General features: G+C 64.9%; 13 protein-coding genes. 3 read left to right on the top strand and 10 right to left on the bottom strand.

All coding sequences use genetic code 11. From position 1 onward, the window contains the following. Positions 1-290 precede the first annotated feature (290 nt). Positions 291-1,007: a response regulator transcription factor gene (locus Q0105_RS20175; protein WP_298214435.1), complete on the top strand. Its 717-nt coding sequence runs from the start codon at positions 291-293 to the stop codon at positions 1,005-1,007. 45 nt (positions 1,008-1,052) lie between these two features. Further along, a complete protein-coding gene (locus Q0105_RS20170) occupies positions 1,053-2,444 on the top strand; it encodes a sensor histidine kinase N-terminal domain-containing protein (protein WP_298214433.1) in 1,392 nt (463 codons plus the stop codon). 60 nt (positions 2,445-2,504) lie between these two features. On the opposite strand, the gene tal is transcribed toward Q0105_RS20170, so the two are convergent. The 4 genes from tal to Q0105_RS20150 are packed head-to-tail and all read right to left on the bottom strand — an operon-like array spanning position 2,505 to position 7,826. Further along, complete coding sequence (tal, locus tag Q0105_RS20165) at positions 2,505-3,452, bottom strand: transaldolase (protein ID WP_298214431.1); 948 nt, start codon at positions 3,450-3,452, stop codon at positions 2,505-2,507. A gap of 7 nt (positions 3,453-3,459) precedes the next feature. Then, complete coding sequence (locus Q0105_RS20160) at positions 3,460-4,542, bottom strand: ABC transporter ATP-binding protein (protein WP_298214429.1); 1,083 nt, start codon at positions 4,540-4,542, stop codon at positions 3,460-3,462. A gap of 27 nt (positions 4,543-4,569) precedes the next feature. Beyond that, positions 4,570-6,801, bottom strand: coding sequence for an iron ABC transporter permease (locus tag Q0105_RS20155; protein ID WP_298214427.1), 2,232 nt, complete (start codon positions 6,799-6,801; stop codon positions 4,570-4,572). Then, positions 6,801-7,826: an ABC transporter substrate-binding protein gene (locus Q0105_RS20150; protein WP_298214425.1), complete on the bottom strand. Its 1,026-nt coding sequence runs from the start codon at positions 7,824-7,826 to the stop codon at positions 6,801-6,803. The genes Q0105_RS20155 and Q0105_RS20150 overlap by 1 nt, the downstream gene beginning before the upstream one ends. A gap of 198 nt (positions 7,827-8,024) precedes the next feature. On the opposite strand from Q0105_RS20150, the gene Q0105_RS20145 reads away from it, so the two are divergent. Beyond that, complete coding sequence (locus Q0105_RS20145) at positions 8,025-8,870, top strand: SIS domain-containing protein (protein WP_298214423.1); 846 nt, start codon at positions 8,025-8,027, stop codon at positions 8,868-8,870. A gap of 301 nt (positions 8,871-9,171) precedes the next feature. Here Q0105_RS20145 and Q0105_RS20140 read toward each other — a convergent pair whose 3' ends face one another. The 6 genes from Q0105_RS20140 to Q0105_RS20115 form a co-directional block, all read right to left on the bottom strand. After that, positions 9,172-10,200, bottom strand: coding sequence for a dipeptide ABC transporter ATP-binding protein (locus Q0105_RS20140; RefSeq protein ID WP_298214422.1), 1,029 nt, complete (start codon positions 10,198-10,200; stop codon positions 9,172-9,174). Beyond that, a complete protein-coding gene (locus tag Q0105_RS20135) occupies positions 10,197-11,195 on the bottom strand; it encodes an ABC transporter ATP-binding protein (protein ID WP_298214420.1) in 999 nt (332 codons plus the stop codon). The genes Q0105_RS20140 and Q0105_RS20135 overlap by 4 nt, the downstream gene beginning before the upstream one ends. 21 nt (positions 11,196-11,216) lie before the next feature. Then, positions 11,217-12,128, bottom strand: coding sequence for an ABC transporter permease (locus Q0105_RS20130; protein WP_298214418.1), 912 nt, complete (start codon positions 12,126-12,128; stop codon positions 11,217-11,219). Between the two features lie 123 nt (positions 12,129-12,251). Further along, positions 12,252-13,832: an ABC transporter substrate-binding protein gene (locus Q0105_RS20125; protein WP_298214416.1), complete on the bottom strand. Its 1,581-nt coding sequence runs from the start codon at positions 13,830-13,832 to the stop codon at positions 12,252-12,254. A gap of 81 nt (positions 13,833-13,913) precedes the next feature. Further along, entirely contained in the window at positions 13,914-15,131 is a 1,218-nt protein-coding gene (locus Q0105_RS20120) for a M20 aminoacylase family protein (protein ID WP_298214414.1), read from the bottom strand. Then, positions 15,131-16,111: an ABC transporter permease gene (locus Q0105_RS20115; RefSeq protein WP_298214412.1), complete on the bottom strand. Its 981-nt coding sequence runs from the start codon at positions 16,109-16,111 to the stop codon at positions 15,131-15,133. The genes Q0105_RS20120 and Q0105_RS20115 overlap by 1 nt, the downstream gene beginning before the upstream one ends. Positions 16,112-16,119: the final 8 nt, after the last annotated feature.

The raw sequence follows: 16,119 nt of genomic DNA, 5'->3' as shown, positions 1-16,119 counted from the left end.
GACTTGGCCTCGCCGCCCGAAGTCCAGTAATGCAGGACCTCGACCTCCCCCGCGCTGGCGGACATCGCAGCCGCCAGGCCCACCGCCAGCGCGGCGGTCTTTGTCATCTTCCACATACCCTTGTCTCCTCGACGTTGTTTTGAATCCGTTGCTGCGCCGCGAACCCCGTGGCATCCAGCGCAGTCGGTACTTTAATTACAATAATTAATTTAATTCTCAGGACTTTCCCTGAGAGTCGCAGAAGGCCCACACAGGAGCCCCGCAGCTAGGGGCTTTGATATGCTCAATCCATGGCCACGCTACTTATTGTCGAAGACGACGCCCTCTTGCTCGACGCGCTCACCGGCCAGCTCCAGCAACTCGATTACAGCGTGTGCACGGCCAGCAGCGTGCCGCAGGCCATGGCCCTTTTACAGGCCCAGGCGGTGGACGGCATCATCCTGGACCTGGGGCTGCCCGGCGCCGATGGCATGGAGCTGCTCACCTGGGCACGCACGCACATTGCGGGCCTGCCCGTGCTGATCCTGACGGCCCGCGACGGCGTGGAAGACCGCGTGCTCGGGCTCAATGCCGGGGCCGACGACTACCTCACCAAACCCTTCAACATGCAAGAGCTGCAGGCCCGCCTGCAGGCCATGCTGCGCCGCGCCCGGCAGCCCGCCTTCACGCAGGCCAGCAGCGCAGCGGGCGGCGTCAGCACCACCATCGGCCCGTTGGTGCTGGACCACGCCAGCCATGCGGCGGCGCTCAATGGCGACCTGCTCGACCTCACGCAGCGCGAGTGGGAGCTGCTGGAGCTGCTGGTGCACCGCAGCGGCGAAGTGGTCACGCGCGACGATGTGCTCGCCGCCTGGCGCGCCAGCCCACCCGAGCCTGGGCAGACGGCGGCGCCGCTCAACTCCAACGCGCTGGAGGTGTATGTGCACCGGCTGCGCAAGAAGCTCGACCAGTCCAGCCTGGCCATCCGCAACATCCGGGGCCTGGGCTACATGCTGGAGAAGCCGTGATGCGAAAAAGCCCCCCTCTGACGCGCTTTGCGCTGGGCGGCTGACATGCGCCAGGTCCCCGGCGTTTCCCTACAGCGCAAGCTGCTGCTGTGGCTGCTGCTGCCGCAACTGGTGCTGTGGCTGTCGGGCGGTTTTCTGGCCTGGCGCATTGCACTGCAGAACGGCGAAAAAGGCATCGACCAGACGCTGACCCAGTCGGTGCGCGCGCTGGCCCGGCAGATCAAACCGATTGGCGACGGACTGCTGGTGGACTTTCCGAAGGCCGCGCAGGACATCCTGGAACAGGACCCAGCCGACCGCATCACCTACATGGTGTCGTCGCCCCCTGGCCGCTTCCTGCTGGGCAACGCCCAACTGCCGCCTCCCCCACCAGTAGAAGTGGCTGTGGGCGAAGCGTTTTTGTACCACGCCCGGGTGGACGACAAACCCGTGCGCGTGGCCCTGCTGGACGTAGACTACGGCACGGCCCAGACGCGCCAGCGCCTGCGCGTGCAGGTGGCCCAAAGCCTCACGGTGCGCGAGCGCATTGCCCAGGAGCTGCTGGCGCGGATGCTGATCCCCATGGGCCTGATGGGGCTGGCGCTGAGCGCGCTGGTGTATGCGGGCGTGCTGCGCGGGCTTCAGCCCCTGAAGCGCCTGGAAGCGCAGATCGAGCAAGCCGGAGCCCGCCCCCACGACACCAGCAACCCACTGCCCCCGATCGAGCTGACCTCGGCCCCCCAGGAGGTGCATTCGCTGGCCAGCACCATCAACCGCCTGCTCGACGCGGTGGACCGGGGCCAGCAGAAAGAAAAGCGTTTTCTGAACGACGCCGCGCACCAGCTGCGCACGCCGCTGGCGGGGCTGATTGGCCAGACCGAGCTGGCCCTGCACGAAAGCCACGAACCCGCCGTGCAGGAACGCTTGCACAAGGTGCTGTCGGCCGCGCAGCGCAGTGCCCACCTGGTGCACCAGCTGCTGCAGCTGGCGCGCTCCGAGTCCACGGTGGACCTGCAGACCATTGACCTGGCCGCCCTGGCCCGCGAGGTGGCCCGCGAATGGGCCGCCCGTGCCCTGGCGCAGGGCATGGACCTGGGTTACGAAGGCGACGAACAGCTCACCGTGCAAGGTCAGCCCCTGCTGCTGCGCGAGGCACTCAACAATCTCATCGACAACGCACTGCACTACGCGGGCGAGGGCGCTACCATCACCGTGCGAGTAACCTCCGCGCCAGACCACAAAGCCATGCTGGTGGTGGAAGATGACGGCCCCGGTGTGCCCCCCGAACACCTCTCCGACATGTTTGCACGCTTTTGGCGCGGCTCGGCCAAAGCCGGGGGCTGCGGCCTGGGCCTGTCCATCGTCAAAGGCATTGCACAGCGGCACGGCGGTGACGCCCTTGCCGAGCTCCTGGTGCCGCACGGCCTGCGCGTGGGACTCAAGATCCCGCTGCAGTAAAAAAGCGCCCCGAGAGGCGCTTCTTTGGCAGGTCTTCCCGGCCAAGACCCTGCGTAAGCGTTACGCCGCGAGGATCAGCTTTTCCAACTTCATCGCATCGGCGGCAAAGGCGCGGATGCCTTCGGCCAGCTTCTCCGTGGCCATGGCGTCCTCATTGAGCGCGTAGCGGAACCCGGCTTCGTCATAGTTGACGGCAGGCTGGTCCATTTGGCGCGCGGCATCGGCGTTGAGCGCGGGCTGCAGCGGCGCGTCGCTCGCGGCCAGTTGCGCCAGCAGGTCGGGGGCGATGGTCAGCAGGTCGCAGCCCGCCAGCGCGGTGATCTGGCCCACGTTGCGAAAGCTCGCTCCCATCACCTCGGTGGCAATGCCGAAGCGTTTGTAATGGTTGTAGATCTGCGTGACCGATTGCACGCCGGGGTCGTTGGCGCCCGCGCGAGCGGCTTCGTCCCAGGTGGCGCCTGCCTGCTTCTTGTACCAGTCGTAGATGCGGCCCACAAAGGGCGAGATCAGTTGCACCTTGGCCTGGCCGCAGGCCACGGCCTGCGCAAACGAGAACAGCAGCGTGAGGTTGGTGTGGATGCCCTTGCGCTCCAGTTGCTCAGCGGCCTGGATGCCCTCCCAGGTCGAGGCGATCTTGATGAGCACGCGGTCGATGTGGATGCCCTCGGCCTGGTACAGCTCGATGATGCGTTCGGCGCGGGTAACGGTGGCGCTGGTGTCAAAGCTCAGGCGGGCGTCCACTTCGGTGGAGACACGGCCCGGAATGGTGGCCAAAATCTCGCGGCCAAAGCGCACCAGCAGACGGTCGATGATCTCGTCCATCGGGCGGCCCTTGAACTGCGCCACGGTGTCTTGCAGCAGGGGCGCGTACTCGGGCTTTTGCACGGCCTTGAGGATCAGCGACGGGTTGGTGGTGGCATCCTGGGGCTGGAACTGCGCCAGTTGCTTGAAGTCGCCGGTGTCGGCAACCACGGTGGTGAACTGTTTGAGGGCGTCGAGTTGGTTCATGCCGCCATTATTCCGCATTGGCCGCAGAGCCCTCGCTACGGCCCACCACCGACACGCCATGCACACCCAGGCCGAGCAGCACTTCATCGCCTACGGCCAGCACGTCATCAAGGTCTGCAGACACCACAAAGATGCTGCCCAGTGCCGTCTCGAAGGTGTATTCATGCACCGCGCCCAGGTAGGCCGCCTTGGCCAGACGCGCGGGCAGCAAACCGTCACCATGGCGGTGAATTCGCCAGGCTTCAGGCCGCACCGCCACCTTCACCGGGCCGCTGCGCACCGCCGTGCGCGGGCGCAGAACCAGCGGCCCCAGGCGCACCGAGCCGTCGGCCTCCGAATCGGCCGGGAACAGCATGGCCTCGCCCATGAAGCCCGCCACGAACTCGCTGCGCGGTGTTTCATACAGATCGCGCGGCGAGCCTTTCTGTGCAATCAGGCCCTGGTTCATCACGATGATCTGGTCGCTCACGGCCATGGCTTCGGCCTGGTCGTGCGTGACATAGGCCACCGTGAGCGACAGGCGCTGCTGCAGCGCGCGGATCTCCTCGCGCATCTCGCGGCGCAGGCGCGCGTCGAGGTTGGACAGCGGCTCATCGAACAGCAGCACCTCGGGCTCCAGCACCAGCGCGCGCGCAAGGGCCACACGCTGCTGCTGGCCGCCCGACAGCTCGCTGGGCAGCCGGTCGTCAAACCCCACCAGGCCCACGCCGCGCAAGGCCTCCACCGCCTTGGCGCGCGCCGCGTCCTTGGCCTGGCCCGACATGCGCAGGCCGTACATCACGTTCTCCACCACGTTCATGTGCGGAAACAGCGCATAGCTCTGGAACATCATGCTCACGTTGCGCTGCGCGGGCCCGAGCGTGGTCACGTCCTTGCCGCCGATGAAGATCTCGCCCGCCGTGGGCGACTCCAGCCCCGCGATCATGCGCAGCGTGGTCGTCTTGCCGCAGCCCGAGGGGCCGAGAATGGTGGTGAGCGTGCCGCGTGGCACCTCAAAGCTGATGCCCTTGACGGCCAGCGCCGCGCTGTTGTCCGTGCCGTAGCGCTTGGTGATGTTGCGAAACACAATGCCCGCACCGTTGTTGTTCATGGCGTGTCTTCTTTTTCTGAAACGGGGTCAGTGCGCAGCGGGGGCAGCCCCGCGGCGACCGAGCTTGCGCTCGCCAACCAGCAATTGAATGAGGCCGATGGAAGCTGACATGAGAATGATGAGCACCGTGCAATACGCCAGCGCCACGCCATAGTCGCCATTGCCCACGCGGCCGATGATGTAGGTGGTGGCCAGCTCGTTCTCGGCCGTGACGAGGAAGATCACCGCGCTCACGGTGGTGATGGCGCGTACGAAGCTGTAGACCAGCGCTGCCACCAGCGCGGGCTTGAGCAGCGGCAGCACCACATGGCGCAGTGTCTGCACGCTGCCCGCGCGCAGCATGACGGACGCCTCGTCGAGCGAACGGTCGAGCTGCTTGAACGCCGCCGTGCCCGCCCGCACGCCCACCGGCAGGTTGCGGAACACAAAGCACAACACAATGATCAGCGCCGTTCCCGTCAACTCGAACGGCGGTACGTTGAAGGCCAGGATGTAGCTCACGCCCAGCACGGTGCCGGGGATGGCGAAGGCCAGCAGGGCCGCAAACTCAAACGCGCCCTGCCCCCGGAACTCGGTGCGCGCCAGCAGCCACGCAATGCCAATGCCCAGCGTCGCCGTGAGCGGCGCCGAGATGGCCGCGAGCTTGATGGTGGTGAAAAACGAGTTCCAGGCCGTGCCCGCCCACACCACACCAAACTGGCCCCATTCCACATTGAACGCGGTGCGAAAGTGCGCCAGCGTGATGGTGTAGTCGCGCCCCCAGGTCTGCACAAAGCCCCCTGCCAGCGCGAACAGGTAGACGATGAGCGTGAACGCCATCCAGGGCAGCGCCACCGAATGCACCACGCGGCGCACGCCTGCCGGCAGCGGCATCGCGATGCCCGCATCGCCCTTGCCCGACACGGTGGTGAAGTTCTGCCTGCCCAGCAGCCCCCGCTGGATGGCGAACACGGTGAGCGCAAAGAGTGTGAGGATCCAGGCCAGCGACGCGGCGCGGCCCTGGTCGTACTGCGCGCCCACGATGGCGAAGAAGATTTCGGTGGACAACACCGAGAACTGCCCGCCCACCACGATGGGGTTGCCGAAGTCGGCCATGCTTTCGATGAAACCCACCAGGAAGGCATTGGCCAAACCGGGCTTGAGCAGCGGCAAGGTCACCGTCATGAAGGTCTGGTGCGGGCTGGCACGCAGCGTCTGCGCGGCTTCTTCCAAGCTGGGCGCCACGCCCTGCACCACGCCGCGCATGATCATGAAGGCGATGGGCGTGAACGCAAAGGTCTGCGCCACCCACACACCCAGCCAGCCATAGAACCAGCGGGTGGGCGTGATGCCGAACGCGTATTCAAGAAACTGGTTGAACACGCCCGCGCGGCCAAACAGCAGAATAAGCCCCAGCCCCACCACAAACGGCGGCGTAATGATAGGCAGCAGCGCCACGATGTTGAGCGGCCGCGCGTAGCGGCGCGAGGCACGCTCGGCCATCAGCGCCATGAAGGTGCCCAAGAGCGTGGTGCTGGTGGCCGTCATCAGGCCCAGGAACAGCGTGTTCCACGCCACGCCGCAGCGCTGGCCGCCACCCAGGCACGCCAGGCTGAAGTTGCGCTCGTGTGCAATACGCTCCCACAGCGCGGCCAGCGAGAACGGGCCGTCTTCCAAAAAGAACGCCGCCGATAGCGCCTTGAGCACCGGGAACACGATGAACAGCGCCAGCAGGCTGCCGCAGCCCAGCACGGCGGCGGCCACAAACAAATCGCCCTTGAAGAAGCCACGCCGCGCAATGCCAAAAGACAGCAGCACCAGCAGAGCAGACAGCACCACGAAGCCGCCCCAGCCTATGCCCGGCTGGCGCGCGCCCAGCTCACCCAGGCTCGCGTTCAGCCATTCAAACGCCCAGCCGCGCGCGCCGATCGCAAAGCCGCTGAGCAGCAGCGCGGCCAACCCCAGCGCGCCGCCCGCCACCAGCACGGCGCCCTGCCTGCGGCCCGCAGGCAAGGCAGCGCCCACGCCCGCCACGGCCAGCCCCGCCAGGCCCAGCCACAGCCAGGGCCGCCCGAACTGCGCGGCCTGCAGCAAGCCATTGGCGGCCTGCGCATCGCCCCACACCTGGCCCACGGCCAACAGGCCGTTGGCATCCTGCTGCGCATACCAGGGCAGCAGCAGATAACCCAGTACGCCGATCAGCACCCAGGCCCAGAGGGGCCGGTTGGCCGCGCTCGCCCGCTGGGGCCCGGGCCCTATCGCCAAAGACGCTGCGGCCATCAGCGTGCCGCGTTCTGGACTTCCTTCTCCCAACGCGCAATCAGGCGTCGGCGCTCGGCGCTGGCGCCGTACTTGGCGTAGTCATAGTTGATGAGCTTCATCTTGGCGGGGTCGGTCATGCGCGGGTCTTTGGGCACCTGCGTGTTGCTGGGCAACTGGAACTGCTTGGCCGCCAGGCCAAACTGCTGGCCGCCGGGCGTGAGCGCCCATTCATAGAACTTTTTGGCGGCCTCGGTGTTGGGGCCGTTCTTGACGATGCTCATCGAGCCCACCTCGGCGCCCGTGCCCTCCTTGGGCGTGGCCGAGCCCACGGGAAAGCCGTTAACGGCCTCAGTGGTCACGTCATGCACAAAGCTCACCGATACCGTGGTCTCGCCGCGCGCCGCTGCCTTGACCGGTGCAGTGCCAGACCGTGTGTAGGTGCTCACATTGGGGTGCAGCGCCTTGAGGTACTCAAACGCTTTTTCTTCGCCCATCAATTGCACCAGCGTGGCGATCATGGTGTAGGCCGTGCCGCTCGATGCGGGGTTGGCCATCTGCACCTCACCCTTGAACTCGGGCTTGAGCAGGTCGGCCCAGGATTGCGGCGGGTTGAGCTTGCGCTTGGCCAGCAGCTCCTTGTTGTAGCCAAAGCCCAGCGGGCCCAGGTATACACCCACGGTGCGGTACTTGGAGTCAACCGCCTGCTTTTGCGCCCAGGGGTAAAGCTGCGCGAGCTGCGGCGATTTGTATTCGAGCGTGAGGCCCTGCTCGGCCGCCTGCAGGTGCGGGTCGCCCGTGCCGCCAAACCAGATGTCGGTTTTGGGGTTGGCCTTTTCGGCATTGAGCTGCGCCAGCGCCTCGCCCGAGCCCTTGGCCGTCATGTTGACCTTGGTGCCGGTGGTCTTGGCATAGACGGTGGACATCAGGTTGCACCACTCGGCCTGCACCGAACAGATGATATTGACCTGGCCTTGGGCCAAGGCGCTGGAGGCCAGCAAGGCCAGGGTGGTAGCCGCCAGGGTGTTTTTGGTGAGCTTGCGCATCAGGATGCTTCCGTTGAAAGATGACAGTGAAGTTACGAGCCATCCTAGAGCTGGCCCACGGCCCCGGCCACCGGGATAACACGCACGGCGCGGCGCGGCGCGGCGCGACGCTCTCGTGGTAACTCATGTACCGCTGATGATGAAACGCAGTTACCATTTCTTTCTCTGCCGCCACATCCCCCCAGGAAACACCACCCCATGCTCGACCGCATCACCGCCTCGCTCTCGTCCCTGGCCCCTGCCGAGCAGCGCGTGGCCAAGCTGGTGCTGGCCGACCCCCGCGCTTTTGCCCGCCTGCCCGTGCGCGAGCTGGCCGAGCGTGCGCATGTCAGCAAACCCACGGTGGTGCGCTTTTGCCGCAGCATGGGCTATGACGGCCTAGCCGACTTCAAACTCAAGCTCGCGGGCAGCGTGAGCGAGGGCGTGCCATTCATCCACCGCAGCGTGGACGCCGACGACAAAACCGGCGACGTGCTCGTGAAGGTGGTGGACAACGCCGTGGCCGCCTTTTTGCAATACCGCAACGCCGCCAGCACCGTGGCCATCGAACGCGCGGCCGACGCCATCACCGCCACCTGGAAGATGGGCAAGCGCATCGAGTTCTATGGCGTGGGCAACTCAGGCATCGTGGCGCAGGACGCGCAGCACAAGTTCTTTCGCCTGGGCGTCACTTCCATCGCCACCAGCGACGGCCACATGCAGGTGATGAGCGCCACCCTGCTGGGGCCTGGCGACTGCGCGGTGATCATCTCCAACTCGGGCCGCACCCGCGACCTGATGGACGCCGCCGACATCGCCCGCCGCAACGGCGCCACCACCATCGTCATCACCGCCAGCGGCTCCCCCCTGGCCAGCACCTGCAACATCCACCTGGCGGCCGACCACCCCGAGGGCTACGACCGCTACAGCCCCATGGTGTCGCGCCTCATGCACCTGCTCATCATCGACGTGCTGGCCACCTGCGTGGCGCTGCGCATCGGCAGCCCACTGCAGCCCATCCTGCAGCAGATGAAGGACAACCTGCGGGCGAAGCGGTACGCGTGAGTTTTAAGCGTTTTTGCCTGACTATGTACCTACCTCAGAGACCGACCTACCCGTTCGGGCTGAGCCCTTCGACGGGCTCAGGACAGGCCTGTCGAAACCAGGGCTTGCCGTGCGCGTGCAAGGCTTCGACAGGCTCAGCCCGAACGGATGGGGGAGAAGTGTCTGAGGCATATACATAATCAATCGTTTTTGGCCTTGAGCGCTTACTGGACAAGCGCAATCCGCTATCAATTCAGGAGTATAAAAAACAATGGGCGCCCTGTCTGGCGCCCATTGCTCGTGGGTCACAACCCGCGCAGGCTCAAATCCGGCCCTCTTCCACCGCATGGCACGCAATGCGGATGCCGCCGATGCTCTTGAGCTGGGGCCGCTCGGTGCGGCAGCGGTCGTTCACATGCGGGCAGCGGGGGTTGAAGGCGCAGCCGGGCGGCGGGTTCAGCGGGTTGGGCACCTCGCCCTGCACGGGGGTGCGCGCCTTGCCGGTGTCGTGCATCTTGGGGATGGCATCGAGCAGCATGCGCGTGTAGGGGTGGCGCGGGGTGTCGAACAGCGTGTGTTTGTCGGCCAGTTCCACCAGGCGGCCCAGGTACATCACGCCGACCTGGTCGCTCACGTGGCGCACCACGGCGAGGTTGTGGCTGATGAACAGGTAGGTGAGCTGGCGCTCGCGCTGCAGGTCCTTCATGATGTTGAGCACCTGGGCCTGCACCGACACGTCGAGTGCCGAGGTGGGCTCGTCGCAGACCAGGAACTCGGGCTCAGTGGCCAGGGCGCGGGCGATGGAGATGCGCTGGCGCTGGCCGCCGGAGAACTGGTGCGGGTACTTCACCATGTCGAGCGGGGACAGGCCCACGGACTGGAGCAGTTCGCCCACGCGTTGCTTGAGCTCAGCCTTGTCGGTGATGAGGCCATGCTCCTTGAGCGGCTCGCCAATGATGTCCTCGACCAGCCAGCGTGGGTTCAGGCTGGCGTATGGGTCCTGAAAAATCATCTGGATGCGGCGGCGCATGGCCTGCGCATCATTGCCCTTGAAGGCGGCATGCGCATCCTGGTTATCAAACGTGAGGCCGCCGCGCGTGGGCTCGTACAGGCCCACCAGCAAACGAGCCACGGTGCTTTTGCCACAGCCGGATTCGCCCACCAGGGCCAGGGTCTTGCCTTTTTCGATCTCAAAACTCACACCGTCCACCGCGTGCAGCAGGGTGCGGGGCTTGCGTTCGATCACGCGGTTGAGCCAGGGGGCAGAGACGTCGAAGGTCTTGGCCAGGTCGTGCGCCTGCACCAGGGCTTTGCTCTTCACGGGTGCGGAGGTAGTGGCTGCGGTGCTCATGCGGCCACCCCGGCTTTTGTGGAGGAGGCAGCCGATGCACCGGCATGCAGCCAGCAGGCGGCACGGGTGGAGCCTGCGGGCATCAGTTCAGGGCGGTCGGTCATGCAACGGTCAAAGGTTTTGGGGCAGCGCGGGTTGTAGGCGCAGCCCTTGGGAATGGCGTTCAGGCGGGGCATGGCTCCGTCGATCTGGTTCAGGCGCTCTCTGTCCTGCTCCATGTCGGGGATGGAGGCCATGAGGCCGCTGGTGTAGGGGTGCGACGGCTTGTTGATCACGTCGTGCACAGGGCCGATCTCGGCCACGCGCCCGGCGTACAACACGGCCACGCGGTCACAGGTTTCGGCGATCACGCCCATGTCATGGGTGATCAGCATCACGGCGGCGCCGCGCGATTTGCAGATGTTTTTGAGCAGCGTGATGATCTGCGCCTGGATGGACACATCGAGCGCCGTGGTGGGCTCATCGGCCACGATGAGCTTGGGCTCAGCCGCCAGGGCCAGGGCGATCACCACACGCTGGCGCATGCCGCCGGAGAACTGGTGCGGGTAGTGGTCGATGCGCTCCTCGGCCGCCGGGATACCGGTGTCCTTGAGGAGTTGGATGGCGCGCTGGCGCGCCTCTGCGGCGTTGACCGGCAAGTGGGCCAGGATGGTCTCGGTGAGTTGGCGACCCACGGTGTACAGCGGGTTCAGCGAGGTCAGCGGGTCTTGAAAAATCGCACCGATGCGGCGGCCGCGGATGTGGCGCATTTCCTCGTTGCCGAGGTTGTCGATGCGCTGGCCTTCCAGCAGGATCTGGCCCGAGGCGACGCGGCCCGGTGGCTCCAGCAGGCCAATGATGGCCGCGCCGGTGAGCGATTTACCGGCGCCGGACTCTCCCACCACGCCCAGGATCTCGCCGGGTGCAATAGAAAAGGAAATGTCGTCCAGGGCGCGCAGGGTGCCGCGGCGGCCCGGAAATTCGACAACGAGGTTTTTGACTTCTAGGAGGCTCATGGGGTCGTCACTTCTTCGGATTCAACGCAGGCGTGGGTTGAGGGCGTCACGCAGCCAGTCGCCCAGCAGGTTCACCGACAGGGCAATCAGCACCAGCATGGCGCCGGGGAACACGGTGATCCACCATTCGCCCGAGAACAGATAGTCGTTGCCGATGCGGATCAGCGTGCCCAGCGAGGGCGATGTGGGCGGCGCGCCCACCCCCAGGAAGGACAGCGTGGCCTCAGTGATGATGGCCGTGGCCACCTGGATGGTGGCGAGCACCATGACGGGGCCCATCACGTTGGGCAGCACATGCTTGCGCATGATGCGCAGGGGCGAGACGCCCGTCACACGGGCGGCCTGCACGTATTCCTTGTTGCGCTCGACCAGGGTGGAGCCGCGCACCGTGCGTGCGTACTGCACCCAGCCGGTGAGCGAGATGGAGATGATGAGCACGCCAAAAGCCAGCGACTCGTGCGCGTTGGGGAACAGCGCCCGGCCTACGCCTGCAATCAGCAGCGCCACCAGAATGGCGGGGAACGACAGCATCACGTCGCACAGGCGCATGAGCACGGCGTCGATCCAGCCACCGCGAAAGCCTGCCAACAGGCCAAACGCCACGCCCACCACCACGGAGAGCACCACAGAGGCAAGGCCCACCACCAGGGAAATGCGCGCGCCGTAGATCAGCGCAGACAGGATGTCGCGGCCCTGGTCATCGGTGCCCAGGGGGTATTTCATGGAGCCCATCTCGCTCCAGGCGGGGGGCAGGCGGGCGTCGCTCAGCTCCAGCGTCGCCAGGTCGAACGGGTTGTGGGGTGCGACCCATCCGGCAAAAAGCGAACAGAACACACAGATCAGGGCAATCGCCGCCGCGATCATCGCCATGGGCGAAGTACGGAAGCTGTAGCCAACGTCGCTGTCTAACCAGCGGGCAAGGGTTGTTTTCATTGTGGGAAACCAGTAAACAAACACCACCGCAAGGCCCGGATAGCGGCCCAGCGGTGGCGCGAACTTTCAAAAGAACCGGTCGTTCTCTTTTTTTCTCTGCAATCTACGTACGGACTTTCTTGCTTACTTGTTGATGCTCATCCATTTGAAGGGCATGTAGTTGTCGGCCAGTTGCACCAGCTTGACGTTCTTGTTGACGCCCCACGCCAGGGCCTGCTGGTGCAGAGGCAGGTGGCCGATGTCGGCCGAATGCAGGTCGAAAGCTTCCTTGATCATCGCGTTGCGCTTGGTCTTGTCGGTTTCGGCCTGGATCTTCTTGGTCAGCTCGTCCACCTTGGGGTTGCAATAAGAGCCCAGGTTGAACTGGCCGGTACCCTTGTCGTCCACGCAGGCCATCAAGGCATTGAGGGCGTTGTGCGCGTCGTAGGTGGAAGGCGTCCAGCCCAGCATGTAGAAGCTGGTGTCGCGGCGCAGCACCTTGGGGAAGTAGGTGCCCTTGGTTTCCGCCTGCAGGTTGATCTTGACGTTGATGCGCGAGAGGTTGGCGGCCACGGTCTGGCAGATGCGCCCGTCGTTCACATAGCGGTCGTTCGGACAGTTCATGGTCACTTCAAAGCCGTTGGGGTAGCCCGCTTCGGCCATGAGCTTCTTGGCGGCTTCCACGTCGTAAGGCAGACGCTTGGCATCGGGCTGGAAGCCATTGATGCCAGGGCCGACCATCAACGCGGACGGGTTGGAGGCGCCGCGCATCACGGTCTTCTTGATGCCATCGATGTCGATGGCCTGGTAGAAGGCCTGGCGCACGCGCTTGTCCTTGAAGGGGTTCTTGCCCTTGACGCTGGAGTACAGCAGCTCATCGCGCTTTTGGTCCATGCCCAGGAAGATCGTGCGCAGCTCGGGGCCGGTGATGGCACGGGTGTTGGCGCTGCTGTTGACGCGGTCGATGTCCTGCACCGGGATAGGCTCCATCACGTCGACTTCGCCCGACAACAAAGCAGCGACGCGGGTGGCGTCGTTGGCGATGGGGGTGAAGACCACCTCCGTCACGTTGCCTTCGATCTTGCCCCAGTAGTTGCCGTTGCGCGTGAACACCGAACGCACGTTGGGCTGGCGCTCGCGCAGGCGGAAGGGGCCAGTGCCGTTGGCACGGAACGATGCGGCGTTCTCGATGCCCTTGCGGCGGTCCACGGGGCCCATGGCCTGGTTGGTCTCGCACCACTTCTTGCTCATCATGAAAACTTGCGAAATCACGTCAGGCAGGATAGGGAAGGCCGTCTTGGTCTCGATCTCCACGGTGTGATCGTCGATCTTGCGCACTTCCTTGAAGTCGTTGGTGTAGCTCTTCATGTCCGAGCCATCCACCTGGGTGCGCGCGAAGCTGAACAACACGTCGTCGGCGGTGAAGGGAGTGCCGTCATGGAATTGCACGCCCTTGCGCAGCTCGAAGCGCCACACGGTGGGCGAGGTCTGCTTCCACGCGGTGGCCAGGGCCGGTGCCAGGCTCAGGTCCTTGTTGCGGCCCACCAGAGGTTCGTACACGTTGCCGGTCACGCTCAGTTGCAGCGATTCGTTGAGCGAGTGCGGATCCATGGAAAGTGCATCACCCTGGTTGGCGACCCGGATGGTCTGCGCATTGGCGGCCAGGCTGGCCGTTGCCATGGCTGCAAACAACGTGGCAAGGGCGAATTTTTTCTGAAGCTTCATGGAAATCTCCTCGTAGTGAAAAGGGGGGCGAAATGGATGGTCATCCAGGGGGATGGGTTTGGCGTTGTGCGAAAAATGCCTTCAGGGCATGGCCAACGGCATCGATTGCTCGATCAGGCTCGCGTGCAACGCAGAGCCCAGCGGCAGGATGTCGTCGTTGAAGTCGTAGCGGCTGTTGTGCAAGGCACTACCACTGGCGCCTGTGCCCTGGCCGAGGCGCAGGTAGGCGCCTGGCCGGGTCTGCAGCATGAATGAGAAGTCCTCGGCGCCCATACTGGGCTCCAGGTCGCGCACCACATGGTCTGCACCCAACAGGGCTTCGGCCACGTCGCCAGCGAACAGCGCCTCGGCCTCGCTGTTGATGGTGGCCGGGTAGATGCGCTCGTAGTTCACCGTGGCCGTTGCGCCAAAGCCCAGGGCGATGGCGCTGCACAGCTCTTTGAGCCGCTTCTCGACCATCTCCTGCACGACAGGATTGAACGTGCGCACGGTCCCCACCAGAGTGGCCGAGCCCGGCAGCACGCTGAAGGCGCCCAGATCGCCCGCCTGCACCGCACACAGGCTGACCACGGCGCCATCCAGCGGACGTACGTTGCGCGACACGATGCTCTGCGCGGCGGTGATGATGTGCGCAGCCACCAGCACCACATCCACCGTCTGGTAGGCGTGGGCGCCATGCCCTCCCCGGCCGGTGATTTCGATGGTGATGCGGTCTGCCGCCGCCATCATGGCGCCGGAGTTCAGGCCCACCATACCGGGCGCCATGGCCGGCCAGTTGTGCATGGCGTAGATGGCTTGTACCGGAAAGCGGTCGAACAAACCGTCTTCCATCATCACGCGAGCCCCGGCAAAACCTTCTTCGCCCGGCTGAAACACCAACACGGCCGTGCCGTCGAAGTTACGGGTTTCGGCCAGATAGCGTGCCGCACCCACCAGCATGGCGGTGTGGCCGTCATGGCCGCAGCCGTGCATGAGGCCGGGCTTGCACGACTTCCAGGAGAAGTCGTTGTGCTCGGCCAATGGCAGCGCATCCATGTCGGCCCTCAGACCTATCATGCTGCCGCTGGAGGTGCTGCGCCCGCGAATCACCGCAACGACGCCTGTGCGGCCAATGCCGTCATGGATCTCGTCCACGCCACAAACTTTGAGAGCCTCTTTCACCCGGTTACCGGTATAGATCTCTTCAAAGCCCAACTCCGGGTGGGCATGCAGGTCGCGCCGCAACGCCGTCAGTTCAGGGTGGAACTGCGCAATGTGGGCAAATGCCCGGCCGCCAGCTTTCAGGCGGGGGCCTTGCATCAGTGGCCTCCTGCCTTGCCAACGCGCAGGCGGGGGTCCACTGCGAAATACAACAGATCGACCACCAGGTTGATCACCACGAAGATCAGGGCGATCAGGCACAGATAAGCGGCCATCACGGGGATGTCGGCAAAGGTCACAGCCTGGATGAACAGCAGGCCCATACCCGGCCACTGGAACACCGTTTCAGTGATGATGGCAAAGGCAATCAGGCCGCCGAGTTGCAAGCCGGTGATAGTCATCACGGGCACCAGCGTGTTCTTGAGCGCATGGCCAAAGTGAATGGCCCGATTGGACAAGCCACGGGCACGTGCGAACTTGATGTAGTCGGTGCGCAGCACTTCCAGCATTTCGGCACGCACCAGCCGCATGATCAGCGTGAGCTGGAAGATGGCCAGCGTTACAGCCGGCAGGATGATGTGGTGCCAGCCCTTGGCCTTGAGCAGGCCGGTGCTCCACCAGCCCATCTGCACCACCTCGCCACGCCCGAAGCTCGGGAACCAGCCCAGGTGCACGGCAAACACCAGAATCAGCAAGATGCCGATGAGGAACGTGGGCAGCGACACACCCAGCAGAGAAAGCGTCATGAACATCTGGCTGGTGAACGTGCCGCGCTTGAGCGCTGCATACACACCCATCGGCACACCGATGACCAGGGCCAGGAAGGCGGCTACCAGGGCCAGCTCCAACGTGGCGGGGAAACGCTCGGCGATGAGTCGGGACACCTTGGCCCCCTGGCGCAGGCTCAGGCCGAATTCGCCTTGTGCCGCATTCACCAGAAAGTGCCAGAACTGTACGAAGAAGGGTTTGTCGAGACCCAGGGAAGCGCGCAGGTCGCGAATTTGTTCAGGGGTGGCATCCTGGCCCAGCAGGAACACCACGGGATCTCCCACGTACTGGAACAGCATGAAGGAGATGAAGGCCACCGTGACCATGACAATCACAGCCTGGATCAGGCGGCGCAATATAAAGGCAAGCATCGGAAAGT

The sequence above is a fragment of the Acidovorax sp. genome, assembly GCF_027492855.1.
In the GTDB taxonomy this organism is placed as follows: Bacteria; Pseudomonadota; Gammaproteobacteria; order Burkholderiales; family Burkholderiaceae_C; genus Acidovorax.
This window is presented reverse-complemented; position numbering and strand designations above follow the sequence as displayed.